Origin of the sequence: Neisseria sp. HMSC067G12 (assembly GCF_001812725.1) — a bacterium.
In the GTDB taxonomy this organism is placed as follows: domain Bacteria; phylum Pseudomonadota; class Gammaproteobacteria; order Burkholderiales; family Neisseriaceae; genus Neisseria; species Neisseria perflava.
Genome location: NZ_KV810205.1, coordinates 29,699 through 56,361, shown reverse-complemented (window position 1 = coordinate 56,361; position 26,663 = coordinate 29,699). Strand labels below are relative to the sequence as shown.

Here is a 26,663-nt window from a genome sequence, read left to right as displayed (position 1 = left end):
AGATATGTACTTAAAGGCATTTGACAGAAAATGGAATAGGGCAACTATACAGAGGGGCTACTCTTTGGTACAGCTGTTGGTGGTGATGCTGCTGGTTTCGATATTGGTGACGTAGGATATTAGGCCGTCTGAAAGATACTTAAGAATAGTTTTCAGACGGCCTTGTTATAAGATGAGTTTTTGATATTGGCGTACTTTTTTAAATACAGATAAAATCCCTGCTAATTATTTATAACAATATTTTTAGGATACACAGTGCTTGCTTTGGATTATTGTCATCAAAAGGCTGCCGAAAGCCATTCCAGTTTTTTATCCGGCTTTCGTTTTTTATCGGTAGAAAAACGGAATGCGATCACTGTTTTATATGCTTTTTGTCGCGAACTAGATGATGTGGTTGATGGCTGTACCGATCCGAATGTGGCCCAGATTACCTTGAATTGGTGGCGCAGTGATTTGGAGAAAGTATTTAATAATGAGATGCCTGAGCATCCCGTTCATCAAGCTTTAAAAGATATTCGGGCAAATTTTGATTTGCCGAAGAATGAATTTGACGCTTTGATTGATGGCATGCAGATGGATTTGGAGCAGGCTCGTTATGGTAGTTTTGATGAATTAAAGCTGTATTGCCACCGTGTTGCAGGGGTAGTGGGGTGCCTTATTGCGCGGATTTTAGGTTTTTCCAATCAGAAAACTTTGGAATATGCGGACAAAATGGGCTTGGCTTTGCAGTTGACGAACATTATTCGCGATGTGGGCGAAGATGCGCGACAGGGAAGAATTTATCTGCCGATAGAGGAAATGCAGAAGTTTGATGTACCTGCCAATGTAATCATGCAGTGCAAACCGACAGACAATTTTGCAAAATTGATGCAATTTCAAGTGAATAGGGCGCGTGAAACTTATCGTGAAGCGATATTGCTTTTGCCGGCTGAGGATAAGAAATCGCAAAAAGTCGGTCTGATTATGGCGGCTATTTATTATGCGTTGTTAAATGAAATCGACCGCGATGGTGTGCAAAATGTGTTGACTTACAAAATTGCGATTCCTTCTCCCCGTAAAAAACGTATTGCTTTGAAAACTTGGCTGTTTGGATTTAAACCATGAATACTCAGCGTCCAAAAATTGCTGTGATTGGTGCCGGTTGGGCAGGTCTGTCTGCGGCGGTTTCTCTGATTCATCGAGCTGATATTGCTTTGTTTGAGGCTGGGAGACAGGCTGGCGGTAGAGCGCGTGCCTTAGCCGGGAAAAATGATGGATTCAGCTTTTTGGATAATGGGCAGCATATCTTGTTGGGCGCGTATCATGGTGTTCAAACTTTGATGCAACATATTGGCGTTCAACCCGAGTCAGCCTTTTTACGCCAGCCTTTGCAATGGTACATCCATGAAGGATTACAGTTTCAGACGGCCTCTCTGCCTGCGCCTTGGCATTTGCTTGTCGGCATCCTACGTGTGAAAAATCTTTCTTTTTCATTGAAAATCAAATTGCTGTCGGATATGTCGGCATTGCGACGTTGGGCAGCTCATCATAAAACCGATTTGACGGTTGCAAAGTGGTTGAGAACACGAAATGTTCCGCGCAGCCTGCTTGGCCAATTTTGGCAACCTTTGGTTTGGGGTGCTTTAAATACGCCGTTAGAACAGGCATCGTTGCGCATTTTATGTAATGTATTGAATGATGGTGTGTGGTCTGAAAAGGCGAACAGTGATTATCTTTTGCCTAAGCAGGATTTAGGGCGGATCGTAGCCGAACCGGCTTTGGATTTTCTGCACAAGCATGGTGCAAAGATACATCTTGAAACTCGTGTTTCCCATTTAAACCATCATATTGATGGACGAATTGAAATCAATGGCGAAGTATTTGATGCGGTTGTTTTGGCTGTTGCGCCATATCATGTTGACGCGCTTTTGCCTGAAGATACGCCTGACTATATTCAGACGGCCTATCAATCGTTGCATTACCATGCGATTACTACGGTTTATTTGCGTTATGCCCAAACAGTCAAACTACCTGCGCCTTTAACCGGTCTTGACGATGGTACGGCGCAATGGGTGCTGCATCGGGGGGCATTGGGTTTGCCGGATAATGAAGTCGCGGTTGTCATCAGCGTTTCCGATTACACCGAGGCTTGGAAGGATAAAGATTTAGCCGAGAAAATTCATGCGGACATTAAGCGGGTTTGTCCGGATTTGGATAAACCCGAAGCCGTACGCATTATTACGGAAAAACGCGCGACTACGGCGGCAACGGTTGATTTTGTACAACCTGATTTCTCATGGCTGCACCATCGCCGTATTTATCCGGCCGGCGACTACCTCCATCCGCGCTATCCTGCAACATTGGAAGCGGCGGTTCAGTCAGGTTTTGCCGCGGCTGAAAAGCTTATGCTGGATTTGCGGTTTGAATAAACTGAGGCCGTCTGAATGTTCAGACGGCCTTTTTGACTTTACAAAACTTACCAAGCCGATACAATATCCGAAACCATAAAGTTCAAGGAAAAGTCATGACGACATTAGCGGACAAAACCATCTTGGTTACCGGCGCATCCCAAGGCTTGGGCGAGCAGGTTGCCAAAGCCTATGCGGCGGCCGGAGCGACTGTCATTTTGGTGGCGCGTCATCAAAAGCGTTTGGAAAAAGTATATGATGCCATTGTGGCTGCGGGCAGCCCAGAGCCGTTTGCCATCTGCTTTGATTTGATGAGCGCTGAGGAAAAAGAATTTAAACAGTTTGCGGAAACCATTGATGAAGCTACCGGCGGAAAATTGGATGGCGTGGTGCATTGCGCCAGCTATTTCTATGCCTTGTCGCCATTGGATTTCCAAACCGTATCGGAATGGGTCAACCAATACCGTATCAATACCGTTGCGCCTATGGGCCTGACCCGTGCGCTGTTCCCATTGTTGAAGCAATCCGAAGATGCTTCTGTGATTTTTGTCGGCGAAAGCCACGGCGAAAAACCGCAAGCCTATTGGGGCGGTTTCGGTGCCTCCAAAGCTGCGCTCAATTATTTGTGTAAAGTGGCCGCGGACGAGTGGGAACGTTTTGACAACCTGCGTGCCAATGTTTTGGTGCCGGGCGCCATCAATTCGCCGCAACGTATTAAATCGCATCCGGGCGAATCGAAAAGCGAACGTAAAAACTACGAAGATGTCCTGCCGCAATTTATTTGGTGGGCAAGTCAAGAGAGCAGGGGGCGGACAGGCGAAATCGTCTATCTGTAAATCTACCTGCTCAGAGTGGTTTGAGAACATGAGGCCGTCTGAAATCTATATTTTCAGACGGCCTTTAACTTATTGAGTTTTATATCTAAATAATGTTGAAGTGTAATGTTTGACGTTTTAGCAGGCAAACATCAGGCTGGCACAAAATTAGATATAGTAATCTAAGTTATAGTTGTATTGGATAAATATGACGGAATTTGACTTTATCAGACAATATTTGCAGCGACAAAAATCGGAAGGTTTGATTTTGGGCATAGGGGACGATGCCGCTATTATTCGCCCAAGTAACGGATTTGATTTATGTTTTAGCGCTGATATGTTGGTTAAGGGCAGACATTTTTTTGAAGATGTTTCACCTGAAGATTTGGCATGGAAAATGCTTGCAGTAAACTTATCCGATATGGCCGCTATGGGTGCCAAACCACGTTGGGTGTTGCTCAGTGCTGCGCTGCCTGAATTGAATCAAGACTGGCTCAAACGTTTTTGCGATAGCTTTTTTGCTTTGGCCGCGCGTTTTGATACGGTGTTGATTGGTGGCGATACCACCAAAGGCGATTTGGTCTTTAATGTAACAATAGTAGGTGAAGTTCCGACAGGGAATGCCCTGCGGCGTGATGCGGCCGAAGTCGGCGACGATATTTGGGTATCGGGTCGGTTGGGTTTGGCTGCCGCTGCTTTGAACAAACATCTGGGGCATTATCAATTACCGTCTGAAATCATGGCAGTTTGCGATGATAAATTGCTCCGTCCGGAACCGCGCGTTTCATTGGGGCAGGCATTGTTGCCGTTTGCCCATGCCGCGCAAGATGTTTCAGACGGCCTGGCTCAAGATGTGGGGCATATTTTAAAAGCCTCTGCTGTCGGGGCGGAAATATTTGCCGATTGTGTGCCGTCGTTGCCTGAATTGAAAAACGTTTTGTCGCGCGAACAATGGTTGTCGGCGGTATTAGCCGGCGGCGATGATTACGAACTGATTTTTACTGCTGCTCCAGAAGATAGGGAACGCGTTTATCAGGTAGCGGAACAAAGTAGCGTACCGGTCGCCCGAATTGGTAAAATGACTGACTCAGGCCGTCTGAATATTTTGGATGCCGAAGGCGGCGTATTGGAACTGACTTCTTTAGGATTTGATCATTTTGGCTGAACGTAAACCTACTTTTTCTTGGCTGTTGCACAAACCATTGTGTTTTTTAGGATTCGGTTTCGGCAGCGGCTTGTCGCCGGTTGCGCCGGGTACGGCCGGAACGCTGGCAGCATTACCTCTGGCTTTTGTATTGTGCCTGTTGGGCATAGACGGCTGGATATTGCTTTTATTGTGTATTGCCTTGTTTTTCTGGGGCATCCGCATTTGCGGTTATACCGAGAGGGAACTGGGCATTCAGGATTACGGCGGTATCGTCTGGGATGAAATTGTCGCGATGCTGTTGGTGCTGTCGCTGATTCCGTTTAAATGGAGCTGGTGGCTGGCAGCTTTTGTTATTTTCCGCTTGTTTGATGCGTTGAAACCATGGCCGATAAAATGGTTTGACCAATGGATTCATGGAGGTTTAGGCATTATGCTTGATGATTTGATTGCGGCTGTGATGACCTTGATGGTCTTGGGCCTGTTTTATTGGATCGCGTGATGCGTTTTAAGTGTTTCGACCCTTTGCAAAAATAGGGCGGGCACGCCGGAATTATCCGGATATTGAAATAAAATAAATACCATACGGGGTAAACAATTATGAATGAAATCGAGATTAACGTGGAGCCGCGTTATATGGCCGGTCAGAGCGACGTCTATCGCGACCGTTACGCCTTCAATTATCTGATCACCATCTGCAACCGCAGTGATAAAATCATTACTTTGCGTCAGCGTTTTTGGGAAATCACCGACGGACACGGTGAGACAGAGCAGGTCGGTCATGTTGGCCTGATTGAAGAGCAACCTGTTTTGTACCCGGGCGAAGCCTATGAGTACAACAGCGGTTCGCAAATCAGCACGCCTTGGGGCAGTATCGAAGGCGCGTATGAGTTTGAAGACAGCATCGGCAAACGTTTCGTTATCGGGGTGCCGAAGCTTGAATTCAAAGCAGGCTTTACTTTGCAATAGGTCGTCTGAAAAATAAAACCGGAACATGGGAAATGTTCCGGTTTTATTTTTCAGACGACCTTATCAGTCTTTGCAAGGCTGTACCAATACCCACGGCGCTACGACAACCGCCCACATTTCCTGCTTATCCGCTAAAAATGTGCGTGCCATATCATCGCTGATGGCACCGAATTTGCCTTGTTCCATCCATTGTTTCAATGGCGCGGCTTCATCTTCGGCAACATGACGGGCGACGGCAATCAAATCCAAATCGGGCGCAACATAGACGGCGGCACCGCGTGCGAAGTGGGGTTGCAGCTCTTCCCATGAAATGCGGGCGGTTTCGGTATTGAGTTTTTCGTTTAAGAGTGGAATAGACATAGGACAATCATCAAATAAAAAACGGATTGTAACCGATATTCGGCCTTTTGCCCGATGCCGTCTGAAAACGAAAGAAATTTACAGGGTTAACGTTATACAGTATCATTTTAATGTTTTAATTTTCTTTCAGACGGCCTGTTGTCCGTATTTGGACAAGGGCGGTTTTAGGCTTATGAATTCTGTATTGTTGACCGGATTGCTGCAAAGGCTGCTGATTGCGCTTGTCGCATTGGCGGCGTTGTGGGCTGTATATTTTTGGGCGGTATCGCCATGAGTATCGTGGTGGAAAATCTGACGGTCAGCTATCAGCGCAGGCCGGTGGTGCACCATGTCGATATGGTGTTTGAAGATGGCAAAATGTGGACGATTTTCGGGCCGAACGGCGCGGGTAAATCGACCCTGCTCAAAGCCATTATGGGCTTGCAGAAGACGGATACGGGCAGCGTGCGCTATGAAAATATGGCGCGCAAGGATATTGCCTATCTGCCGCAGCAGTCGGACATTGACCGCAGCCAGCCGATGACGGTGTTTGAACTGGCAGCGATGGGGCTGTGGTATGAAATCGGCTTTTTCGGACGCGTGAACGCGGAGCAGAAAAAGCGCGTGATGGTGGCGTTGGAACGCGTAGAAATGCAGGATTTTGCCACGCGCCAAATCGCGCACTTGTCCAATGGTCAGTTCCAACGCGTATTGTTTGCGCGGATGCTGGTGCAGGATGCCAAATTTTTGCTACTGGACGAACCATTTAACGCGGTGGATGCGCGGACGACTTATGCGCTGTTGGAAGTTTTGCGCCAATGCCATCAGGACGGTCAGGCGGTAATTGCCGTGTTGCATGATTACGAGCAGGTGAGGGCATATTTTGCCAACACGCTGCTTTTGGCGCGTGAAAAAGTGACTGCCGGTGCGACGGAAAATGTGTTAACCGATGAATTTTTGGCGCAGGCAAACCGAATGATGCAGAAACAGGAAGTGGCCGATTGGTGCGCGGTTTAATGGACAAGGCCGTCTGAAAGTTAGTATTTTTCAGACGGCCTAAGGCTTTCAGAGATTAAGAAAAAAGCGATAAAACATGGATTTATATGATTTGGTCGTCGCGCCGTTCGTCGAATTTGACTTTATGCGCTATGCCCTGGCATCGATTTTCTGCCTGGCATTGAGCGCGGCGCCTGTCGGTGTATTTTTGGTAATGCGCCGCATGAGTTTGGTGGGTGATGCCTTGAGCCATGCGGTTTTGCCCGGTGCGGCCATTGGCTATATGTTTGCCGGTTTGAGTTTGCCTGCGATGAGCGTCGGCGGTTTCGTGGCCGGTTTGCTGATGGCTTTGTTGGCCGGTTTGGTCAGCCGGTTTACTTCATTGAAAGAAGACGCGAACTTTGCCGCATTTTATTTGAGCAGCCTTGCCATCGGCGTGGTTTTGGTCAGCAAAAACGGCAGCAGCGTCGATTTGCTGCATTTGCTGTTTGGCTCGGTGTTGGCGGTGGATATTCCGGCTTTGCAGCTGATTGCCGTTTCTGCGAGTGTCACTATTTTGCTGATGGCGGTCATGTTCCGCCCGCTGGTGTTGGAAAGCATAGACCCTTTGTTCCTCAAGGCTGTCGGCGGTAAGGGCGGCTTTTGGCATGTGTTGTTTTTGGTACTGGTCGTGATGAATCTGGTTGCCGGTTTTCAGGCATTGGGTACGCTGATGTCGGTCGGCTTGATGATGTTGCCGGCGATTACTGCCAGACTGTGGGCGAAAAGCATGGGTTGGCTGATGATTTTGTCTGTCGCATTGGCTTTGCTTTGCGGCTTGGCAGGACTGTTGTTTTCCTATCATATCGAAATCCCGTCCGGCCCTGCGATTATTTTATGCTGCGGCACGTTTTACCTGATTTCCGTCGTGTTCGGTTGGGAAGGCGGCATTTTGGCAAAATGGTTGCGCCGTAAGAAACACCGTACGGCATGATTTTTCAGACGGCCGCTTGAATAATCAGACAGTCTGTCTTATGATGATGTTAATGTTACGTTATATCACTGGAGAGAATATGAAACATTGGAAACTCGGCATCGTTGCCGCATTATTGACCGGTGCCGCTTATGCCGCTCCGTTGCCTGTTGTCACCAGCTTCAGCATTTTGGGCGACGTGGCCAAACAGATTGGCGGCGACCGCGTGGCCGTTCAAAGCTTGGTGGGTGCCAACCAAGACAGCCATGCCTACCACATGACCAGCGGCGACATCAAAAAAATCCGCAGCGCAAAATTGGTATTGCTCAACGGCTTGGGCTTGGAAGCCGCCGATGTACAACGCGCAGTTAAACAAAGCAAAGTGCCTTTCGCCGAAGCGACCAAAGGCATTCAGGCTTTGAAAGCAGAAGAGGGCGGCCATCATCATGACCACGATCATGAAGGCCATCATCACGATCACGGCGAATTTGACCCGCACGTTTGGACCGACCCCGTCTTGATGGGTACTTATGCGCAAAACGTTGCCAATGCGCTGATTCAAGCCGACCCTGAAGGCAAAACCTACTATCAGCAACGTTTGGGCAACTATCAAATGCAGCTGAAAAAATTGCACAGCGATGCGCAGGCTGCCTTTAATGCCGTACCTGCCGCCAAGCGTAAAGTCTTGACCGGACACGATGCGTTCACGTACATGGGCAAACGCTACAATATTGAATTCATCGCCCCTCAAGGCGTGAGCAGCGAAGCCGAGCCGTCTGCCAAACAAGTGGCTTCCATCATCCGTCAAATCAAACGCGAGGGCATTAAAGCCGTCTTTACCGAAAACATCAAAGACACGCGCATGATTGACCGTATCGCCAAAGAAACCGGCGTCAATGTCAGCGGACGTTTGTATTCCGATGCACTGGGTGGCGCACCGGCCAACAGTTACATCGGCATGTACCGCTACAATGTCAAAGTTTTGACTGATGCCATGAAAAAATAAAACGGTTTCAAGATAAAGGCCGTCTGAAACTTGGAAACAAGGTTTCAGACGGCCTTTTATATGCTTATTTTTAAAACAAATCGTCAAATTTAAAATATAAAAATTAGTTTTGTGCTATTAAAAGCTTAATTATCAAAAATTCATGCCAATTTGCTTGATAAGTACGCACCATCCGTGCGAATTGCTTATCGGCTGTCCGTCAGCCACTCACGGCTTGACTTCACCCTGTTACAATTCGGCATCTTCACGTTTCTTAAACTTACATCATGAGCAATCATTCGTCTTGGTCATCCAAAATCGGCTTTGTGCTTGCTGCGGCAGGCTCGGCCATCGGTTTGGGTGCAATTTGGAAATTCCCTTATACAGCCGGTACCAACGGCGGCGCCGTATTCTTTCTTTTGTTTTTGATTTTCACCATTTTGGTGGCTTTACCGGTTCAACTGGCTGAGTTTTACATCGGCCGTACAGGCGGTAAAAACGCCATTGATTCCTTTAAAGTATTGCGCCCGGGTTCGCAGTGGCCGTGGGTCGGCCGCATGGGTGTGGCCGCGTGTTTTATTTTGCTGTCGTTTTATAGCGTGGTCGGCGGCTGGGTATTGAACTACGTCGTGCACAGCTTTACCGGTGAAATTCATGCCGGCGCAGACTTTGAAGCCTTGTTCGGCAACACGATTTCTTCACCGTTTGGTTCGCTGTTTTACCAAGGCTTGTTCATGCTGATTACCATTTGGGTGGTTAAAGGCGGCATTTCAGACGGCATTGAAAAGGCAAACCGCGTGTTGATGCCGGGTTTGTTTATCCTTTTTATCGCGCTGGCTATCCGTTCGCTGACCTTGCCCGGCGCAATGGAGGGCGTGGCATTCTTGTTGAAACCGGATTGGTCGTATTTGAAACCGGGTACGATGCTGACTGCTTTGGGTCAGGCATTTTTTGCGTTGAGTATTGGCGTGTCCGCGATGATTACCTATGCCTCGTATTTGGGTAAGGATCAGGATATGTTCCGCTCCGGCCATATGATTATGTGGATGAACCTGTTTGTGTCGCTGCTGGCCGGTTTGGTGATTTTCCCTGCGGTATTTGCCTTCGGTTTTGAACCCGGCCAAGGCCCTGGTTTGATTTTTGTCGTGTTGCCTGCGGTCTTCATGAAAATGCCGATGGGTACGTATTTGTTTGCCGTGTTTATGCTGTTGGTTGTCTTTGCGACGCTGACTTCCGCGTTTTCCATGCTGGAAACCGTTATCGCGGCAACCATCCGCCAAGACGAGAAAAAGCGCAGCAGCCACGCTTGGGTAACCGGTATTGCGATTTTCATAGTTGGTATTCCTTCGGCGCTGTCATTTGGCGTTTGGGGCGATTTTAAGATTTTCGGAAAAACTATTTTTGATTTGTGGGACTTCATTATTTCTGCCGTCATCATGCCGATTGGCGCATTGAGCGTTGCCGTGTTTACATCATGGGTTCAGGACAAACAGTCTGTCCTGCGTGATGCGGGCATGGGCAGCACCATTCCGAAACAGCTGCTTTACCTGTGGTTGGGTGCGCTTCGCTATCTTGCGCCGATTGCGATTATTGTCGTGTTCATCAACTCTTTGGGTTTGATTTAATCCGATAGAGAGCAAACAGTCCGGCGTTGCATTGTTTCGCCGGACTGTTTGTTTAAAAACATCATTAAAAATATTAAGGCCGTCTGAAAATTTTTCAGACGGCCTTTTTATATACGCATGAGGCTGATTAGAACTTCGCTTGCAGTCTCAGCCATGCAGTACGGCCGGGTTCGTTCACGCGCATGGTTTGTGTACCGGCAGACGGGTCGCCGCCGCGGCTGACGAATTCAGCATAGTTTTTGTTGAACACGTTGTCCACGCCACCTTGTAATGTGGCGTATTTGCTGAATTTCCAACCAGCGTTGAGCGAGAGTACGCCAAAGCCCGAAGAAGCGCCGATGTCTTGGCCGACGATATTGCCTTGGCCTTTGCTGTAACGGTTTTGTTTGGCCACGACGCGCCATAATGCGCCCGCACTGAATTTGCCGTTGTCAAAGGCGAGGGTGTTGTTCCACTCGAGCGGTGGCGTTTGTGCCAAAGGTTTGCCGTCGGTACGGTTTTTGCCGTGGGTGTAGGCGAGGCTGGTGCCGACTTCCCAGTTAGGCGCAAATGTCCATTTGACTTCGGCTTCGCCGCCAAAGCGTGAAGCGTTGATGTTGCGCACGTTGAAAATCTTGTCTTTGCTCTCCATCATGATGAAGTCTTTGATGTCGCTGCCGAATACGGATACGGATGCGTGGAGATTAGGACGTTTCCAGATTACGCCTGCATCGATTTGGCGGTTTTGCTCTGCGCGGATGGCTTTGTTTTCGGAGCGCAGGCGTTCCCAATAGTCAGGCGCGCGTTCGGCAATGCCGAAACCGGCATAGTATTTCAGACCGTTGTCCGTATTTCTTTCCCAACGCAGGAAGCCTGAGTTCAAATTGAATTTTTGATGTTTCAAAACGGGGTCGGTAACGCGTGCGGTATCGTAATGCGCTTTGACTTGATCATGGCGCAAACCTGCTACCCAGCGTTGATTATCGGTTTGCTGCCAAGAGGCTTCGGTGAAAACACCCCATTGTTTGAAACTTTGGTTGGGCATGTAAGGCTTGTGGCTGTAGCCATCGCCACCACGCTCATGACGCGCGACGTGGACGTCGTCCAGATAATCCAAACCGGTTTGCAGATTGAGTTTGTCCCAGTCGAAAGTAGCTTTCAGACGGCCTGTATCGGTATTGCGTTTAGGGTTGTTGGCATTTTTAATCTGCTTGCCGGCAGGATTGTAGATGGTACGCAGGCTGTATGTGTCCATCACGTGGTCGATTTCGCTTTTACCGTAGCGCAGTTCCAACTCGCTGAACCATGGGGTGAGGTTGCGTTGGGTAAAACGGATATTCCACGCATCACGGTCGAATTTACTGCCGTCCATCATGCGGTCGGCGTAGGCGACCTTGGCCCTGCTGCGCTCGTATGTGCCGGCAATGGTGGTGTTTTCGGTCGGTGTGATGCCCAGTTGCAGCATTTGGCTGTCACGTTTGAAGTTGGAGTGAATGCGGTTGCCGTCGCCGTCTTTGTAGTCGTCGGCTTCGTTATGGGAGATATTGCTGCGGACATAGCCGTATTTGCCGCCGAACTCGGCTTCCAATGAGCCGTCAAGACGGTCGTTGCTGCCTGCCGTCAGAGTAGCGTTAACGTTGTAAGGTTTTTCAGTGAAATCAGGGTCTTTGCGGATAAATTGCACCGAGCCGCTGACCAAGCCCATACCTTGGGTAACGGTTTGCGGGCCTTTGGTAACGACAACTTTATCAAACGAATTGGGGTGAATATAGGCAGTCGGCGGGTCCATGCGCATACCGCAACCGCCATAAATAAACTGGTCGTCGGCATTGACGGAGAGGCGCGAGCCGCCCAAACCGCGGAACAGCGGATCGCCCGAGCTGCCGCCTTTGCGGATGATGCTCATGTTGGGCACGGATTGTAAAAGGTCTGCCCCGTCGCCGGCAGGGAGGGGTTGCAAAGCAGCTTTGGGGTTGAAAGTAACGCGATTGGCTTTTTGTTGTTGTGTGCCGGTGACGGTGACAGGGGAAAGGGTAACTGTTTCTTCAGGTGTAGGGTTAGTCTCTGCCCATGCTTGGGATACGGCTAAGGCAATGGGTAAGATAAGTAATGGTGGGTATTTCATATCGTTTCTCTCTATTATTAGGAATTATATTAACTAATACCTAAGTATTATATATAAAGTCTAGTAAAATAGAAGCGGTGGGATTTTAATCTAAATCAATATTTTCAGATTTTTGGCGTATAGGTTGTTTACTAAGATTGGTCATACCAAAATATTGATTTGAAGGCATTGGTGAGGTTAATCAAAAAAAATGAATGTGTTTGAATTAAACTGCTTGCGATGGGGAGAATGGCATTTCTTGACGAAAAAATAGGGGATTGATTAGAATGGGCGGCCAATTGGTCAATCCAATTTATGGCCGTCTGAATAAAACTGTCCTTCAATCATCAGGAATACAACATGACGAAATTGGTTCGTCCGCAAAAAATCAGCGATCAGGTTTTAGCCGTTTTGGAAGAACGTATCGCGACCGGCATTTATGAAGAAGGCAGTAAATTGCCTCCCGAACGTACGCTTGCGGAAGAATTCGGCGTATCGCGGCCGTCGGTCAGGGTGGCGTTGAATATTTTAATTGCCAAGCAGGTTTTGGAAGCGCGGCAGGGCGATGGCTATTATGTTTCCGTCAAGCCGCAGCAGGATTTTTTACAAAGCTGGCAGGATTTGCTCGGCAAGCATACCAATTGGGAAACAGACGTATTCGATTTCAGCTGTCACGTTGAAGGCTGTATGGCGGCGCTGGCTGCCGAAAGACGGACTGATGCCGACTTGAAACGCATTGACTTTTGGCGGCAGAAATTTGAAGCGGCCTGCGAAAGCGGAAATTTGGAGCATCAAGCCGAAGCAGACGTCAGCTTCCATCAAACCATTGCCGATGCCGCACACAATATCCTGTTCAGCCACCTTTCCAGCAGCCTGCTCAAAATGCTTTATCAGCAAACACGCAGCGGCATTATCTATATCCATCAAACCGAAGACCCGCGCCCGACGCTGATTGCCCAGCACAGCACTATTTTTGAAGCCATTGCCCAGGCCAAACCGGCCGAGGCGGCTGAAGCGGCCAAACTGCATTTGAATTATGTCGCCCGCCGCATTTTGCAGGACAGGGAATATCAAAGCCGCAGCGAGCATGCGGACGTATTGGCGCAAAATGATTTGAAACGGGTAGATTGGTAGCGTTTTAAAATAATCAGGCCGTCTGAATTTTTCAGACGGCCTGATTTTGCAAATAAGGTCTTTTAGTGCCACAATCTTCCTCATTCTGTCTAAAAACAAAGGAAGCACCATGTACCGTCATGTCGAGTATTATCCGGGCGATCCGATTTTGAGTTTGGTTGAAACCTTCAAACGCGACGAGCGTCCTGAAAAAGTCAATTTGAGCATCGGCATTTATTTTGATGGCGAAGGCAAAATGCCGGTTTTGGAATCTGTCCGCCGGGCAGAAACAGAGCGTGCGGCCGTACCGCGCCCATCGCCTTATCTGCCGATGGAAGGTTTGGACACTTACCGAAGCGCGGTTCAGCGTTTGCTGTTTGGGCAGGATAATCCGGCGTTGGCAGAAGGGCGCGTTGCGACCATACAGACCTTGGGCGGCTCGGGGGCGTTGAAAGTCGGTGCCGACTTTTTGCACCGTTGGTTCCCTGAAGCGAAAGCCTATGTCAGCGACCCGACTTGGGACAACCATAAAGGTATTTTTGAAGGCGCCGGTTTTGAAGTGGGGACGTATCCTTATTACAACCCTGAAACAGTCGGCGTGAAATTTGAAGAAATGACTGCGTTTTTCAAAACCTTGCCGGAAAACAGCGTCTTGATTTTGCACCCATGCTGTCAAAACCCGACCGGCGTCGATATGTCGCAAGCGCAATGGGATGAAGTGTTGGACATCGTTAAAACGCACAAGCTGATTCCGTTTATGGACATTGCCTATCAAGGTTTCGGCGAAGATTTGGACAGCGATGCCTATGCAATCCGTAAAGCTGTCGAAATGGGCCTGCCTTTGTTTGTCAGCAATTCTTTTTCGAAAAACCTGTCGCTGTACGGTGAGCGCGTTGGCGGCTTGAGCGTAGTGTGTCCCAATAAGGAAGAAGCAGAGCTGGTGTTCGGACAGTTGAAATTTACCGTCCGCCGCATTTATTCCAGCCCTGCAGCGCATGGTGCATATATTGCTTCTGATGTGATGAATAATGAAGCATTGCGCGCTTTGTGGGAAAATGAAGTTTACGCCATGCGCGACCGCATCCGTGCCATGCGTCAGAAACTTTATGATGTTTTGACGGCCAAAATCCCCAATCGCGATTTCAGCTATTTCATCAAACAGCGCGGCATGTTCAGCTATACAGGCTTGACCGTAGAGCAGGTACACCGCCTGCGTGACGAGTTTGCAGTTTACCTGCTTGATTCGGGCAGGATGTGTGTGGCGGGATTGAATGCATCGAATATCGATTATGTGGCCGAAGCATTTGCCAAAGTGTTGCAATAGCCGTTTAATCTGAAATTGAATGTAGTTTTATTTGAAGTAAATCAAAAGGCCGTCTGAAAAATTTTCATCTTTCAGACGGCCTCTTTATAATTGGCGCACCCAACAGGGATCGAACCTGTGACCTCCAGCTTCGGAAACTGACACTCTTCCAACTGAGCTATGGGTGCGAAAGCCGTAAGGTTAACGCATATTGGCTTTATTGGCAAAGTTTATCTTGAAAGTGTCAGAAAGTGGCATTGGCGGTCACGCTTTTGCATGGGTGGAATATTCAAATAACTACAAAGGTTTACAAGAATCAGACGGCCTTTTTGAGGATTTTTGCGTATCTTTTTCTCAAGATGGATTGGAAAGCCTTTGCGAATTCAGTATAATCCAGCAAAATATTGTTAACTGCGTTTAACACATAAACTATAACTTACAGCACAACCTAACCTAACGGCGAGGCCTACCAAATGAAACAACTCCGCGACCACAAAGCCCAAGGCTCTGCATTGTTCACCCTTGTGAGCGGTATCGTTATTGTCATTGCAGTGATTTACTTCCTGATCAAACTGGCGGGAAGCGGTTCATTCGGCGATGTTGCCGAAACAACCGAAGCTGCGACTCAAACCCGTATCCAGCCAGTCGGCCAACTGAAATTGGGCGACGGTATTCCAGTCGGCGAGCGTCAAGGCGACCAGATTTTCAACAAAATCTGTATTCAATGTCACGCGGCGGACAGCATCGTTCCCAAAGCGCCTAAATTTGAAAACAAAGGCGATTGGGCGCCTCGCATTGCACAAGGTTTCGATACTTTGTTCCAACACGCTCTGAACGGTTTCAACGCAATGCCTGCCAAAGGCGGTGCGGCTGATTTGACCGACCAAGAATTGAAACGCGTCATTACTTACATGGCCAACAAAGCCGGCGGTACTTTCCCTGATCCTGATGCCGCAGCCCCTGCCGATGCAGCCGCTTCCGGTGAAGCCGCTTCAGCTCCGGCGGCTGAAGGTGCAGCTCCTGCAGAAGCCCCTAAAGCAGATGCGGCCAAAGCAGATGATAAAGGTGCGGCAGCTCCAGCAGCCGGCGGCGCAGACGGCAAAAAAGTTTACGAAGCCAACTGCCAAGCATGTCACGGCGGCGCAGTTCCAGGTGTTCCTCATGTAGGTAAAAAAGAAGACTGGGCTCCTCGTATCAAACAAGGTAAAGACACCCTGCACAAACACGCACTCGAAGGCTTTAACGCAATGCCTGCCAAAGGCGGTAACGGTAGCCTGAGCGATGATGAAGTGAAAGCTGCAGTTGATTACATGGCTAATCAGTCTGGTGCTAAATTCTAAGATTTGATTTCGAATCTCGAATAGAAGGCGCATTCTGCAAAAGGATGCGCTTTTTTCGTGCAGGAAATCCGGATCTTGCTATAATACTGAAGTAGTAAATTATTCTCATGATCAAGGGTCGTCTGAAAGATTCAGACGGCCTTCGAATACAATCAAGATTCTTTTAAAGAAGTTCAACAATATTCACATACGACAAAACAATCACGGAGTTATCTCATGGCAAAAAAATATTTCGGTACTGACGGTGTGCGCGGCGAAGTCGGTCAATTCCCTATTAATCCTGATTTTGTCCTGAAATTAGGCTATGCGGCAGGTCAGGTTTTGGTGCAGCACGAAGGCGAAATCAAACCGACCGTCTTGATCGGTAAAGACACGCGGATTTCAGGCTATATGCTGGAAGCCGCGCTGATTGCCGGTTTTACCGCCGCCGGTGTTAATGTTATTCAAACCGGCCCTCTGCCGACTCCGGGTGTGGCGTATTTGACCCGTGCTTTGCGTTTGTCTGCAGGTGTGATGATTTCTGCTTCCCACAACGTTTATTCCGATAACGGCATTAAATTCTTTGCCGAAGGCGGTGTGAAGCTGAGCGATGAAATCGAGTTGGAAATCGAAGCCAAAATCGATGAGGAAATGAAAACCCAGCCGTCCAGCCGTCTTGGCCGCGCGCGCCGGATTAATGGTGCGGATGACCGCTATATCGAGTTCTGTAAATCCACTTTCCCAAGCCATTTGGATTTGCGCGGTCTGAAATTGGTGGTCGATACCGCCAATGGTGCAGGCTATGCGGTTGCGCCTAAGGTATTTCATGAATTGGGTGCGCAAGTGGTCAGTATCGGTAATGAGCCGAACGGCTACAACATCAATGAAAAATGCGGTGCGACCCATCCGAAAGCTTTGCAAGCCGCTGTGTTGCAAAATGAAGCCGATTACGGCATTGCCTTGGATGGCGACGGCGACCGTTTGATGATGGTTGACCGCAATGGCAAAGTGTATGACGGCGACAGCTTGATTTATGTGATTGCCAAAGCACGCGCGCACGAAGGCGTGGAAATCGGCGGCGTGGTGGGTACGGTAATGACCAATATGGCGATGGAAGTTGCTTTGAAAGAGCAGGGCGTTGATTTCTGCCGCGCCAAAGTGGGCGACCGCTATGTGTTGGAACAGCTCCATCAACGCGGTTGGCTGATTGGCGGCGAAGCCAGCGGCCATATTTTGTGCATGGACAAACACAATACCGGCGACGGCATCATTTCCGCGCTGCAAGTTTTGGCCGCACTGCAAACCTTGAATCAAGACCTTGCCACTGTTTGCGCCGATTGGCAGCCGTATCCGCAAACCATGATTAACGTCCGCATCAAAAAAGGCCAAAACTGGCAGGATGCTTCCAAAGAGGCTTTGGCTGAAGTGGAAAAAGAACTCGAAAGCAAAGGCCGCGTGGTCTTGCGTGCATCTGGTACCGAGCCTGTCGTGCGTGTGATGGTGGAAGCCAAGCAGGCAGACTGGGCGAAAAAAGGCGCAGAAAAAATTGCCGCCGCCATTCAAGGTCAAAAGTAACAGTGTGTTTGATGTTGAATTGAACTAAATAAAAGGCCGTCTGTTGTTCAGACGGCCTTTGTGTTTCAGTTGAAAGCTTAATTGCTCAAGACATCAACGCCTTTAGGAGGGGTGAATTTGAACATACCGCTGGAAAGGTTAGGCTTGGTGTTCAAACCGCTGAAGCTGATGCTGGTTTGGTTGCCGAAGCTGTCTTTCAGCTGCATGGCGGCGAGGTTGTCACCTTTGAAGCCGATGCGGATGTATTGGTAGCCGGCGTTGTTTTTCTTAGGCGTAGCCAAAACATAGTCGATGCCGTTGGCAGAGCCGTCTTCTTTCAGCGTGTAGCTGCTGTCCAATGCTGTTTTGTTGGAGAGAATGGCGGCAGGGCTGTCGCCGATGGTTTGGTCTTGTGAGGACTTGGTTACTTGCGCCAAATCTACGTCATAGAGCCAAATGGTTTTGCCATCGCCAACAATGGTTTGTTTGTAGGGTTTGGTGTATTCCCATTTGAACAAGCCAGGGCGCAGGATTTTGAATGTGCCGTATGTAGTTTGGGTTTTCTTTTTGCTGTGAACGGTTTGGCTGAAGTTGCCGCTGATACCGTCGGCGTCATTATTGAATTTTTTCAGTGCGTCCACTGCGCCGGCTTGTGCAAAGCCGATGGCTGAAGAAAGCAGCGCGGCAGCGGTCAGGGTGAACAGTCGGTTGGTTTTCATGTTTTGGTTCCTTGTTCGGAGAGATGGGTTCAGTATAGACGTTATGGTGTAACAGGCAAGGGGCTGAATGGCGGGTTTAATTTGTGTAAATATGAAAAATCCAAGCAAGTATCTGAAATAATTTTATTTCTTCAGACGGCCTGTATTTGGTTTTGACGTTTTTTTAATGAAACGCATAAGGGCTTGGTGTGGTATTTAATGTCATTTTACGGAAAGCGTGAAATTATAGTCTTTCTGTTTGCTTTTTAAAACAGTTATAATATTTATCTTTTGAAAACAATGGTTTTGTATGTATCTGAATCCTTATCCTTTATTGGAACAGGCTTTGCTGTCGGACAATCCGGATGAAAAAGGAAAATTGACGCAGGCCTTGTTTGCGCAGTTGGGCGAGGCGGAAGGCTTGACGGCTGAAGCGTCGAAACCCGTGGATTGCCGTTTTGCCGGTCATCCGTTGCGTCCGCGTTTGGTTGCGCCTTCGGAGGTTACGCCGCGCAAGATGAATACGGTCGAAGGCTATGCGGCGATGTTGCATGCGATTGCGCATATTGAATTTAACGCGATTAATCTGGCTTTGGATGCGGCGTATCGTTTCCGCAATATGCCGTTTCAGTTTGTACGCGATTGGGTAAGGGTGGCGAAAGAAGAAGTGTTTCACTTCGGCTTGATGCGTGGCCGTCTGAACAGCTTGGGCTACGATTACGGCGATTTTGAAGCACACGGGCATTTGTGGGACATGGCGTATAAAACCGCTTACGATCCCTTGTTGCGCATGGCTTTGGTGCCACGGGTGCTGGAAGCGCGCGGTCTGGATGTCACGCCGGGTATTCGTGCAAAAGTGGCACAGCGCGGCGATGTGGAAACCTGCGATGTGCTGGATATTATTTACCGCGATGAAGTGGGGCATGTCGCCATCGGCAATCATTGGTATCAGCATCTTTGCCGTGAGCGCGGTTTGGAACCGGTCGCCCTGTTCCGCAGCCTGATTGCGCGTTACGATATGTTTATCTTCCGCGGCTACGTCAATATCGAAGCACGGGAACGTGCAGGATTCAGCCGTTTTGAGTTGGATATGTTGGAAGATTTTGAGAAAAGTTTGAAACAGGATAAAAAGGCCGTCTGAAACGGTAAAACCATCATGGCACATCATCACGATCATTCGCACGCGCATACGCATACCGCCAACAAGCAGGTATTGCGCATTTCATTTTTCGTTATTGCCGGATTTATGCTGGTTGAGGCGGTCGGCGGCTGGCTGACCAATTCTTTGGCCCTGCTTTCCGATGCGGGGCATATGTTCAGCGATGCGTTTTCGCTGGGTATGGCATTGTGGGCATTCAAACTTGGCGAGAAACAGACTACGCTGCAAAAGACATTCGGTTACAAACGTTTTGAAATTTTGACGGCGATGTTTAACGGATTGTCGCTGGTGTTGATTGCGGCGATGATTTTTTATGAGGCAGTCAAACGATTGTTTTATCCGCCGGAAATTTTGACGGGCGGCATGTTGGTGGTCAGTATCATCGGATTGCTGGTCAACATCGGCGTCGCCGTTTATATGTTGAAAAATAGCGATACCGAAGAAAACGTCAATATGCGCGGCGCGTATCTGCATGTAATCAGCGATTTGTTCGGCTCGATAGGGGCGATTGTCGCAGCAGTGCTGATAATGGCGTATGGCTGGCAATGGGCGGATACGGTTGCTAGCGTATTGGTGGCGGCTTTGGTAGGGCGCAGCGGCTGGACGCTGTTTAAACAGACTTTGCACATTTTGATGGAAGGTGCACCGGAAAACATCCATACCAATGAGTTGCTCAGCGTGATCCGAAATACGGAAGGCGTAAAATCCGTTCACGACTTGCATGTTTGGACGATTACCAGCAATATCCACGTTTTATCCTGCCATATTGTTGTCGATGGCGGCATGACGGTGGCAGAGTCCGAACAAATCGCCTACCGCATCGAACATGAATTGGCGCATCACAACATCGGGCATTGTACGATTCAGATTGAAAGCGAACGGCACCCGCATAAAGATGAAGTCTTGTGTTCGCAGGAAATGCATGAACATCATCACCATTAACCATATTCAGGCCGTCTGAAACTTGTTGGATTGTTCAGACGGCCTTCTAAAATCATCAAAGGAACACTTATGACCCAAGCCGTATTATTCGACCTTGACGGCACGCTTGCCGATACCGCACTTGATTTGGGTGGCGCGCTCAACACGGTATTGCGCCGACACGGTTTGCCTGAAAAAAGCATGGATGAAATCCGTCCGCAGGCCAGCCACGGTGCGAGCGGTTTGCTCAAACTCGGTGCAGGCATTACGCCCGAGCATCCGGACTATATGCAATGGCGCAAAGAATTTTTGGATGAATACAGCCGCTGTTATGCCGATCAAACCATCTTGTTCGACGGCGTAAATGAAATGCTGGAAGCCTTAGTTCAACGCGGTATCCAATGGGGCATTATTACCAACAAGCCCATGCGTTTTACCGATGTCCTCGTGCCTAAACTCGGGTTTACCGTTTCTCCCGCCGTGATTGTCAGCGGCGATACTTGCGATGAACCCAAGCCCAGCGTGAAGCCTATGTTTTATGCGTGCGAACAGATGGGTGTCGAAGCGCAGCGATGCTTTTATGTCGGCGATGCCGAGCGCGATATGCAGGCAGGCAAAAATGCCGGGATGACAACCGTGCTTGCCGATTGGGGCTATATTTCTACCGAAGACCAAACCGAAAACTGGTTCGCCGATTTCCGTATTGCCACACCTTTGGATTTGTTGGCAATCTTGCGTTAAAACCCTGTAATAATCCGTTTTCAGACGGCCTGAAACGGCGTAAAATTACACAAATTTGTATTTTTTCAACCGTTTTACTACTTGTAAAGAGAAAAATCATGTTCTTCAAGCATATCGAAGCAGCTCCTGCTGATCCGATTTTAGGTTTGGGCGAAGCGTTTAAAGCCGAAACCCGTCCCGAAAAAGTCAATCTCGGTATCGGCGTGTACAAAGACGCATCCGGCGCAACGCCTATTGTCAAAGCCGTCAAAGAGGCTGAAAAACGCCTGTTGGAAAGCGAGACAACTAAAAAATACCTGACCATCGACGGCGTTGCCGATTACAACGAGCAAACCCAAATCCTGTTATTTGGTAAAGACCACGAAATCATTGCCAGCCGTCGCGCCAAAACAGCGCAAAGCCTTGGCGGTACAGGTGCATTGCGCATTGCGGCCGAATTTGTCAAACGCCAGTTGAACGCGCAAACCATCTGGATTTCCAATCCGACTTGGCCTAACCACAACGCCATCGCCAAAGCGGTCGGTATCCAAGACAAACCGTATCGTTACTATGATGCCGCCAAACACGGTTTGGATTGGGATGGCATGATTGAAGACTTGAGCCAAGCGCAAAAAGGCGACATCGTCCTGCTGCACGGCTGCTGCCACAACCCTACCGGCATCGACCCTACGCCCGAACAATGGGAAACTTTGGCAAAACTTTCTGCCGAAAAAGGCTGGTTGCCACTGTTTGACTTTGCCTACCAAGGCTTCGGCAATGGCTTGGAAGAAGATGCCTACGGCTTGCGCGTGTTCTTGAAACACAATACAGAATTGCTGATTGCCAGTTCTTATTCCAAAAACTTCGGTATGTACAACGAGCGCGTCGGCGCGTTCACTTTGGTGGCCGAAGATGAAGAAACTGCAGCCCGCGCCCACAGCCAAGTCAAAACCATCATCCGTACCTTGTATTCCAACCCAGCTTCACACGGTGCGAACACCATTGCGCTGGTGTTGAAAAATGATGATTTGAAAGCACAATGGATTGCCGAACTTGATGAAATGCGCGGCCGCATCAAAGCCATGCGCCAAAAATTTGTTGAGTTGCTCAAGGCCAAAGGTGCAACCCAAGACTTTGATTTCATTATCGAACAAAACGGTATGTTCTCTTTCAGCGGCTTGACTCCCGAACAAGTTGACCGTTTGAAAAACGAGTTTGCCATTTATGCCGTCCGTTCCGGCCGCATTAATGTTGCAGGCATTACCGATGACAATATCGACTACCTGTGCGAAAGTATTGTGAAAGTCTTGTAATTGTCGAATTAAAGGCAAAGGCCGTCTGAATCATTCAGACGGCCTTTATTTTTGACTGTGGAAACTTATCCGGCAACTATGTTCATTCCCCAATAAATCATGGCATAGCGCAGCAGTTTGCCTGCAATCAGAATGATGGCGCAATGCAAAGCATTAAGCCTGAGCCAGCCTGTGGCAAGGGGGAGGGCATCGCCGATAATCGGCAACCATGCAAATAATAGCGGCCAAATTCCCCATCTTTGTATACGCGCCAATACTTTTTCAGACGGCCTTTTCTTGGCAGGAAACATTCTGCCCATGTAATACGAAACCATACTGCCCAAGCCATTCGCCAAACCGGCACACAAACATGCGCCGAGGGCATGTTGCGGATATTGGTACACAAATGCGGCGTATGCCGCCTCGGATGTACCCGGAAGTAGTGTGGCTGAAGTGAAGGCAGAAGCAATCAGGGCAAGGTAAGCGTAAAGAGGTGGCATGTTTTGAGTTACATCAAGTGATATTGTAAAAAAGAAATAATAGGCTTAGTAAGAGGATTATGCCTTTATTTTTTAATCTAATAAAAGATAAATCCAATATTATTGAAATTTTTAAAATTAAACGTCTGAAGGATAATGTAGTCGGCTGTTAGAAAATAGTTTTCAAAGTGACGGATTATCAGTATGATACGGGCGGCTGTTAATGGGTGTTAAGTTTAATGAACTGATTTAAGCTCATTTTTCCAGCAAATCTTAACAAAACGAAAGGCAAATCATGTCTGCGCATTCACAACAAAATCATACTCCTGCGCTGGTTGTCCTAACCACACTCTTTTTCATGATGGGTTTCATTACCTGCATGAATGATATTTTGATTCCGCATTTGAAAGATATTTTCGACCTAACTTATGTTCAGGCGATGCTGATTCAATTCTGTTTCTTTACCGCTTATGCGATTATGTCGATCCCGATGGGCTATTTGGTCGGCAAAATCGGCTATAAAAACGGCGTGATTAGCGGCTTCGTATTGACTGCCATCGGCTGTCTACTCTTTTATCCTGCTGCTGGCAGTCATTCTTATGCAACTTTTTTGGGTGCATTGTTTATTTTGGCTTCAGGTGTAACACTGTTGCAAGTGGCGGGTAACCCTTATGTGACTTTGCTGTCCAAACCGGGTAAAGAATCTGCAACACTGACTTTGGTTCAGGCATTTAACTCTTTGGGTACGACCATTGCTCCGCAAATCGGCGCATTCCTGATTTTGGCTGATGCGACACAAACTGTCAGCAAAGCCGAGCAAATTTCTTCTGTTCAAATTCCATATTTAGGTTTGGCCGGTCTGCTGATTATTTTGGCTGTATTCGTCAAAATGATTCGTCTGCCTGACGCAAACAAAATTGCTGAAGAAGAGAGCGAACACAACCATGATGGCAAACACAGCGTATGGCAATACCGTCATTTGGTTTTTGGTGCGGCCGGTATTTTCTGTTATGTCGGTGCGGAAGTATCCATCGGTTCTTTATTGGTCAGCGTGTTGGGCTATCTGAAAGGTTTGGACCACGCATCTGCCGCGAAATATTTGTCGTTCTACTGGGGCGGCGCGATGGTCGGCCGTTTCTTAGGCTCTGCCATCATGGCGAAAATTGCGCCTAACCGCTATTTGGCATTTAACGCTACTGCTGCTGTTGCCTTGTTGGGCGTTGCTATGTTGGCAGGTAAAGCCAGTGCGGATATTGCGATGTGGGCATTGTTGGCTATCGGCTTCTTCAACTCCATCATGTTCCCAACCATTTTCTCTTTGGCAACCAAAGGTCTGGGTCGATTTACCAGCAGCGCTTCCGGCGTATTGTGTACTGCGATTGTCGGCGGTGCGGTTGTGCCTGTGGTACAAGGTTGGGCTGCAGATACTTACGGCCTGATGATTTCTTTCGTTGTATCGGCGATTTGTTATGTATACATCGTCTTCTTTGCTATAAAAGGCTATAAAGCTGACGAATAATCCATCATGATAAAAGGCCGTCTGAAACCTTATGGGATTTCAGACGGCCTTTTTACTTTGTGGCATAATGATTTAAATGACAGGAGGAAAAAATGGCCAAAATCATTTTGCTGCATGGCTTGCATATGCATTCGTGGGTCATGAGACCGCTGGCGTATTTGCTGGAACAAGAAGGTTTTGAAGTTGCTCTGTTCGATTATTACAGTGTTTTGCATTCGATGAACCGACATGTTGAAGATTTAGCGCGATGGATTGATGAGAACCATGCTGATGAAACGCTGCACTTTGTCGGCCATAGTTTGGGCGGGTTGGTCTTACGCAATTTTGCAGCGGCATATCCGGATAAAGTCAGCGGCCGTATCGTTACCATGGGTACGCCGCATCAAGGCAGCCGTGCCGCGCAACGTGTGTTCAATATGGGTTTGCAAAAGCCGGTATTGGGCGGCTCGTATAAAGGCGCATTGGACGGCGGTATGCCTGAATTGCCAGAATGCGTTGAGTTGGGCAGTATTGCCGGCAATAAACCGTATGGGCTGGGCCGTGTTTTAGGTTTGCATGGCGAACATGATGGTACGGTTTTGGTCAGCGAAACGCATTGTCCGAATATGCGCGATCATGTCGTTTTACCTGTCAGCCATAGCGGTATGCTGTTCAACCGTAAAACGGTCGAACAAGTAGTGGCATTTTTACATGATGGACGTTTTAAAAAGCAATAAAATTTCATTTATTTTAATTAAAAAATATTTTATTTTAAATAATTCGTTTATTTTAAAGAAAATGGCAAGGATTTGTGAGCGTTGTTTTCGTAAAATAATCAACAGGCCGTCTGAAACCGGTTTTTCAGACGGCCTGTTATGCTAAAATCTGTTAAATACTTATTAAAAAGGCAAAGAACAATGTTTGCTTTCAAATCCTTACTTAATATGCCGCGCTTTGAGGCCATCGCTGTGGCCTTGGCTTTGGTGGCGGCAATGGGTTATACGATTATTTCGCTTGAATGGCTGCCGCATATGTCGATTGTGACGGCGATCGTGGTCTTGCTTTTGTACGGTTTGATGCGTGGCTTGAAATATCAAGACATGCAAAACGGTATGATCGGCGCGGTCGGGCAGGGCATGGGCGCGATTTATCTGTTTTTCTTTATCGGCCTGATGGTCAGCGCGCTGATGATGAGTGGTGCGATTCCGACGCTGATGTATTACGGTTTCGGATTGATTTCGCCGACTTATTTTTATTTCTCGGCGTTTGCGCTTTGCTCGATCATCGGTATTTCCATCGGCAGTAGTTTGACGACTTGTGCGACTGTCGGCGTGGCATTTATGGGTATGGCTGCTGCGTTTCATGCCGATATGGCGATGACGGCAGGTGCGATTGTGTCGGGTGCGTTCTTTGGCGATAAAATGTCGCCACTTTCCGATACGACCGGTATTTCCGCTTCGATTGTCGGCATTGATTTGTTCGAACACATCAAAAATATGATGTACACCACTGTGCCTGCGTGGTTGATCAGTGCGGCATTGATGTTGTGGCTCTTGCCCAATGTTGCCGCGCATGACATGAATAGCGTCGAGGCTTTCCGCGCGCAATTGGAAGCAACCGGTTTGGTGCATGCCTACTCGCTGATTCCGTTTGCTTTATTGGTTGTCCTCGCCCTGATGCGCGTCAATGCCATTGTGGCCATGTTGTTTACCGTTGTGGTGGCGCTGATTGTGACTTACTTCCACAGTACGCCTGATTTGAAACAGCTGGGCGCGTGGTTTTACAGCGGATACAAACTCGAAGGCGAAGCATTTAAAGACATTGCCCGTTTGATTTCTCGCGGCGGCTTGGAAAGCATGTTCTTTACGCAAACTATTGTGATACTCGGCATGAGCTTGGGCGGCCTGTTGTTTAGCATCGGTGTGATTCCGTCTTTGTTGGAGGCCATTCGTGCGTTCCTGACCAATGCCGGACGCGCTACTTTCAGCGTGGCCATGACATCGGTTGGTGTTAACTTCCTGATTGGCGAGCAATATTTGAGTATTCTGCTTTCCGGCGAAACCTTTAAGCCGGTTTATGACAAGCTTGGTCTGCATTCGCGCAACCTTGCCCGTACGCTTGAAGATGCGGGTACTGTCATCAACCCGTTGGTGCCTTGGAGCGTCTGCGGCGTATTTATCAGCCATGCCTTGGGTGTGCCCGTTTGGGAATATCTGCCTTACGCCTTCTTCTGCTACTTGAGCTTGGCTCTGACGCTGGTGTTTGGCTGGACAGGACTGACTTTGAGTAAGAAGTAAACAGCATTTAAAATA

General features: G+C 48.3%; 25 protein-coding genes and 1 tRNA gene. 21 read left to right on the top strand and 5 right to left on the bottom strand.

Annotation, left to right across the window (positions count from 1 at the left end; all coding sequences use genetic code 11):
* Nucleotides 1-255: 255 nt before the first annotated feature.
* The 6 genes from hpnD to apaG all read left to right on the top strand — a co-directional run bounded on the left by hpnD (nucleotide 256) and on the right by apaG (nucleotide 5,315).
* Nucleotides 256-1,104 carry a presqualene diphosphate synthase HpnD gene (hpnD, locus tag HMPREF2871_RS07400; RefSeq protein WP_049336301.1) on the top strand — a complete coding sequence of 283 codons (849 nt, stop codon included), beginning with the start codon at nucleotides 256-258 and terminating at the stop codon, nucleotides 1,102-1,104.
* Nucleotides 1,101-2,408 carry a hydroxysqualene dehydroxylase HpnE gene (gene hpnE / locus HMPREF2871_RS07395; protein ID WP_049344652.1) on the top strand — a complete coding sequence of 436 codons (1,308 nt, stop codon included), beginning with the start codon at nucleotides 1,101-1,103 and terminating at the stop codon, nucleotides 2,406-2,408. The genes hpnD and hpnE overlap by 4 nt, the downstream gene beginning before the upstream one ends.
* A 95-nt stretch (nucleotides 2,409-2,503) precedes the next feature.
* Complete coding sequence (locus HMPREF2871_RS07390) at nucleotides 2,504-3,223, top strand: SDR family oxidoreductase (RefSeq protein ID WP_049331115.1); 720 nt, start codon at nucleotides 2,504-2,506, stop codon at nucleotides 3,221-3,223.
* A 187-nt stretch (nucleotides 3,224-3,410) separates the two neighbouring features.
* On the top strand, nucleotides 3,411-4,367 hold the full coding sequence (gene thiL, locus HMPREF2871_RS07385) for a thiamine-phosphate kinase (protein WP_049336296.1): 957 nt from the start codon (nucleotides 3,411-3,413) through the stop codon (nucleotides 4,365-4,367).
* Nucleotides 4,360-4,848, top strand: a complete 489-nt coding sequence (locus tag HMPREF2871_RS07380; protein ID WP_039862448.1) for a phosphatidylglycerophosphatase A family protein — start codon at nucleotides 4,360-4,362, stop codon at nucleotides 4,846-4,848. The genes thiL and HMPREF2871_RS07380 overlap by 8 nt, the downstream gene beginning before the upstream one ends.
* A gap of 98 nt (nucleotides 4,849-4,946) precedes the next feature.
* Nucleotides 4,947-5,315: a Co2+/Mg2+ efflux protein ApaG gene (gene apaG / locus HMPREF2871_RS07375; protein WP_004520630.1), complete on the top strand. Its 369-nt coding sequence runs from the start codon at nucleotides 4,947-4,949 to the stop codon at nucleotides 5,313-5,315.
* 63 nt (nucleotides 5,316-5,378) lie between these two features.
* On the opposite strand, the gene HMPREF2871_RS07370 is transcribed toward apaG, so the two are convergent.
* Nucleotides 5,379-5,675 (bottom strand): DUF2288 domain-containing protein, encoded by a 297-nt coding sequence (locus tag HMPREF2871_RS07370; protein WP_004520632.1) that lies wholly within the window; start codon nucleotides 5,673-5,675, stop codon nucleotides 5,379-5,381.
* A gap of 270 nt (nucleotides 5,676-5,945) precedes the next feature.
* On the opposite strand from HMPREF2871_RS07370, the gene HMPREF2871_RS07365 reads away from it, so the two are divergent.
* From HMPREF2871_RS07365 to HMPREF2871_RS07350, 4 genes are all read left to right on the top strand, one after another.
* Entirely contained in the window at nucleotides 5,946-6,671 is a 726-nt protein-coding gene (locus HMPREF2871_RS07365; protein WP_193388911.1) for a metal ABC transporter ATP-binding protein, read from the top strand.
* 76 nt (nucleotides 6,672-6,747) lie between these two features.
* Entirely contained in the window at nucleotides 6,748-7,623 is an 876-nt protein-coding gene (locus HMPREF2871_RS07360) for a metal ABC transporter permease (RefSeq protein WP_049336294.1), read from the top strand.
* 79 nt (nucleotides 7,624-7,702) lie between these two features.
* The gene (locus HMPREF2871_RS07355; RefSeq protein ID WP_049323129.1) at nucleotides 7,703-8,608 is read left to right on the top strand and encodes a metal ABC transporter solute-binding protein, Zn/Mn family; all 906 of its coding nucleotides are present in this window, start codon (nucleotides 7,703-7,705) and stop codon (nucleotides 8,606-8,608) included.
* 266 nt (nucleotides 8,609-8,874) lie between these two features.
* Nucleotides 8,875-10,212, top strand: coding sequence for a sodium-dependent transporter (locus HMPREF2871_RS07350; RefSeq protein ID WP_049344650.1), 1,338 nt, complete (start codon nucleotides 8,875-8,877; stop codon nucleotides 10,210-10,212).
* Between the two features lie 127 nt (nucleotides 10,213-10,339).
* On the opposite strand, the gene HMPREF2871_RS07345 is transcribed toward HMPREF2871_RS07350, so the two are convergent.
* Nucleotides 10,340-12,316: a TonB-dependent copper receptor gene (locus HMPREF2871_RS07345; protein ID WP_049344648.1), complete on the bottom strand. Its 1,977-nt coding sequence runs from the start codon at nucleotides 12,314-12,316 to the stop codon at nucleotides 10,340-10,342.
* A gap of 339 nt (nucleotides 12,317-12,655) precedes the next feature.
* Here HMPREF2871_RS07345 and HMPREF2871_RS07340 point away from each other — a divergent pair, with 339 nt between their 5' ends.
* Nucleotides 12,656-13,429 (top strand): FadR/GntR family transcriptional regulator, encoded by a 774-nt coding sequence (locus HMPREF2871_RS07340; RefSeq protein ID WP_049336286.1) that lies wholly within the window; start codon nucleotides 12,656-12,658, stop codon nucleotides 13,427-13,429.
* Between the two features lie 109 nt (nucleotides 13,430-13,538).
* Nucleotides 13,539-14,732 (top strand): amino acid aminotransferase, encoded by a 1,194-nt coding sequence (locus tag HMPREF2871_RS07335; protein ID WP_049336284.1) that lies wholly within the window; start codon nucleotides 13,539-13,541, stop codon nucleotides 14,730-14,732.
* A gap of 91 nt (nucleotides 14,733-14,823) precedes the next feature.
* Here the strand turns inward: HMPREF2871_RS07335 and HMPREF2871_RS07330 are convergent.
* Nucleotides 14,824-14,899: transfer RNA gene (locus HMPREF2871_RS07330), tRNA-Arg, on the bottom strand.
* A 285-nt stretch (nucleotides 14,900-15,184) separates the two neighbouring features.
* Between HMPREF2871_RS07330 and HMPREF2871_RS07320 the strand changes: the two genes are divergently transcribed.
* Both HMPREF2871_RS07320 and glmM read left to right on the top strand, forming a co-directional pair.
* Entirely contained in the window at nucleotides 15,185-16,051 is an 867-nt protein-coding gene (locus HMPREF2871_RS07320; RefSeq protein WP_049323135.1) for a c-type cytochrome, read from the top strand.
* A gap of 216 nt (nucleotides 16,052-16,267) precedes the next feature.
* A complete protein-coding gene (gene glmM, locus HMPREF2871_RS07315; RefSeq protein WP_049344646.1) occupies nucleotides 16,268-17,605 on the top strand; it encodes a phosphoglucosamine mutase in 1,338 nt (445 codons plus the stop codon).
* A 77-nt stretch (nucleotides 17,606-17,682) separates the two neighbouring features.
* Here the strand turns inward: glmM and lolA are convergent, their stop codons facing one another.
* Entirely contained in the window at nucleotides 17,683-18,303 is a 621-nt protein-coding gene (gene lolA, locus HMPREF2871_RS07310; RefSeq protein ID WP_049323136.1) for an outer membrane lipoprotein periplasmic chaperone LolA, read from the bottom strand.
* A 289-nt stretch (nucleotides 18,304-18,592) separates the two neighbouring features.
* Between lolA and HMPREF2871_RS07305 the strand changes: the two genes are divergently transcribed.
* The 4 genes from HMPREF2871_RS07305 to HMPREF2871_RS07290 all read left to right on the top strand — a co-directional run bounded on the left by HMPREF2871_RS07305 (nucleotide 18,593) and on the right by HMPREF2871_RS07290 (nucleotide 22,395).
* Nucleotides 18,593-19,423 (top strand): ferritin-like domain-containing protein, encoded by an 831-nt coding sequence (locus tag HMPREF2871_RS07305; protein WP_049336278.1) that lies wholly within the window; start codon nucleotides 18,593-18,595, stop codon nucleotides 19,421-19,423.
* 15 nt (nucleotides 19,424-19,438) lie between these two features.
* Nucleotides 19,439-20,383: a cation diffusion facilitator family transporter gene (locus HMPREF2871_RS07300; protein ID WP_049336277.1), complete on the top strand. Its 945-nt coding sequence runs from the start codon at nucleotides 19,439-19,441 to the stop codon at nucleotides 20,381-20,383.
* A 69-nt stretch (nucleotides 20,384-20,452) separates the two neighbouring features.
* Nucleotides 20,453-21,103 (top strand): HAD family hydrolase, encoded by a 651-nt coding sequence (locus tag HMPREF2871_RS07295; RefSeq protein ID WP_049336275.1) that lies wholly within the window; start codon nucleotides 20,453-20,455, stop codon nucleotides 21,101-21,103.
* A gap of 98 nt (nucleotides 21,104-21,201) precedes the next feature.
* Nucleotides 21,202-22,395 (top strand): amino acid aminotransferase, encoded by a 1,194-nt coding sequence (locus HMPREF2871_RS07290; RefSeq protein ID WP_049344644.1) that lies wholly within the window; start codon nucleotides 21,202-21,204, stop codon nucleotides 22,393-22,395.
* Between the two features lie 65 nt (nucleotides 22,396-22,460).
* Here the strand turns inward: HMPREF2871_RS07290 and HMPREF2871_RS07285 are convergent, their stop codons facing one another.
* Nucleotides 22,461-22,874 (bottom strand): YqaA family protein, encoded by a 414-nt coding sequence (locus HMPREF2871_RS07285; protein WP_004520647.1) that lies wholly within the window; start codon nucleotides 22,872-22,874, stop codon nucleotides 22,461-22,463.
* A 274-nt stretch (nucleotides 22,875-23,148) separates the two neighbouring features.
* Between HMPREF2871_RS07285 and HMPREF2871_RS07280 the strand changes: the two genes are divergently transcribed.
* The 3 genes from HMPREF2871_RS07280 to nhaC all read left to right on the top strand — a co-directional run bounded on the left by HMPREF2871_RS07280 (nucleotide 23,149) and on the right by nhaC (nucleotide 26,648).
* Complete coding sequence (locus HMPREF2871_RS07280) at nucleotides 23,149-24,372, top strand: sugar MFS transporter (protein ID WP_004520648.1); 1,224 nt, start codon at nucleotides 23,149-23,151, stop codon at nucleotides 24,370-24,372.
* A gap of 92 nt (nucleotides 24,373-24,464) precedes the next feature.
* Nucleotides 24,465-25,088: an alpha/beta fold hydrolase gene (locus HMPREF2871_RS07275; protein WP_049336270.1), complete on the top strand. Its 624-nt coding sequence runs from the start codon at nucleotides 24,465-24,467 to the stop codon at nucleotides 25,086-25,088.
* 180 nt (nucleotides 25,089-25,268) lie between these two features.
* A complete protein-coding gene (nhaC, locus tag HMPREF2871_RS07270; protein ID WP_049344642.1) occupies nucleotides 25,269-26,648 on the top strand; it encodes a Na+/H+ antiporter NhaC in 1,380 nt (459 codons plus the stop codon).
* Nucleotides 26,649-26,663 lie beyond the last annotated feature (15 nt).

Excerpts from the sequence above, each read along its gene's own strand:
- hpnE (WP_049344652.1), top strand. The coding sequence starts at position 1,101 with ATGAATACTCAGCGTCCAAAAATTGCTGTGATTGGTGCCGGTTGGGCA.
- HMPREF2871_RS07390 (WP_049331115.1), top strand. The coding sequence starts at position 2,504 with ATGACGACATTAGCGGACAAAACCATCTTGGTTACCGGCGCATCCCAA.
- thiL (WP_049336296.1), top strand. The coding sequence starts at position 3,411 with ATGACGGAATTTGACTTTATCAGACAATATTTGCAGCGACAAAAATCG.
- apaG (WP_004520630.1), top strand. The coding sequence starts at position 4,947 with ATGAATGAAATCGAGATTAACGTGGAGCCGCGTTATATGGCCGGTCAG.
- HMPREF2871_RS07370 (WP_004520632.1), bottom strand. The coding sequence starts at position 5,675 with ATGTCTATTCCACTCTTAAACGAAAAACTCAATACCGAAACCGCCCGC.
- HMPREF2871_RS07365 (WP_193388911.1), top strand. The coding sequence starts at position 5,946 with ATGAGTATCGTGGTGGAAAATCTGACGGTCAGCTATCAGCGCAGGCCG.
- HMPREF2871_RS07360 (WP_049336294.1), top strand. The coding sequence starts at position 6,748 with ATGGATTTATATGATTTGGTCGTCGCGCCGTTCGTCGAATTTGACTTT.
- HMPREF2871_RS07355 (WP_049323129.1), top strand. The coding sequence starts at position 7,703 with ATGAAACATTGGAAACTCGGCATCGTTGCCGCATTATTGACCGGTGCC.
- HMPREF2871_RS07350 (WP_049344650.1), top strand. The coding sequence starts at position 8,875 with ATGAGCAATCATTCGTCTTGGTCATCCAAAATCGGCTTTGTGCTTGCT.
- HMPREF2871_RS07345 (WP_049344648.1), bottom strand. The coding sequence starts at position 12,316 with ATGAAATACCCACCATTACTTATCTTACCCATTGCCTTAGCCGTATCC.
- HMPREF2871_RS07340 (WP_049336286.1), top strand. The coding sequence starts at position 12,656 with ATGACGAAATTGGTTCGTCCGCAAAAAATCAGCGATCAGGTTTTAGCC.
- HMPREF2871_RS07335 (WP_049336284.1), top strand. The coding sequence starts at position 13,539 with ATGTACCGTCATGTCGAGTATTATCCGGGCGATCCGATTTTGAGTTTG.
- HMPREF2871_RS07320 (WP_049323135.1), top strand. The coding sequence starts at position 15,185 with ATGAAACAACTCCGCGACCACAAAGCCCAAGGCTCTGCATTGTTCACC.
- glmM (WP_049344646.1), top strand. The coding sequence starts at position 16,268 with ATGGCAAAAAAATATTTCGGTACTGACGGTGTGCGCGGCGAAGTCGGT.
- lolA (WP_049323136.1), bottom strand. The coding sequence starts at position 18,303 with ATGAAAACCAACCGACTGTTCACCCTGACCGCTGCCGCGCTGCTTTCT.
- HMPREF2871_RS07305 (WP_049336278.1), top strand. The coding sequence starts at position 18,593 with ATGTATCTGAATCCTTATCCTTTATTGGAACAGGCTTTGCTGTCGGAC.
- HMPREF2871_RS07300 (WP_049336277.1), top strand. The coding sequence starts at position 19,439 with ATGGCACATCATCACGATCATTCGCACGCGCATACGCATACCGCCAAC.
- HMPREF2871_RS07295 (WP_049336275.1), top strand. The coding sequence starts at position 20,453 with ATGACCCAAGCCGTATTATTCGACCTTGACGGCACGCTTGCCGATACC.
- HMPREF2871_RS07290 (WP_049344644.1), top strand. The coding sequence starts at position 21,202 with ATGTTCTTCAAGCATATCGAAGCAGCTCCTGCTGATCCGATTTTAGGT.
- HMPREF2871_RS07285 (WP_004520647.1), bottom strand. The coding sequence starts at position 22,874 with ATGCCACCTCTTTACGCTTACCTTGCCCTGATTGCTTCTGCCTTCACT.
- HMPREF2871_RS07280 (WP_004520648.1), top strand. The coding sequence starts at position 23,149 with ATGTCTGCGCATTCACAACAAAATCATACTCCTGCGCTGGTTGTCCTA.
- HMPREF2871_RS07275 (WP_049336270.1), top strand. The coding sequence starts at position 24,465 with ATGGCCAAAATCATTTTGCTGCATGGCTTGCATATGCATTCGTGGGTC.
- nhaC (WP_049344642.1), top strand. The coding sequence starts at position 25,269 with ATGTTTGCTTTCAAATCCTTACTTAATATGCCGCGCTTTGAGGCCATC.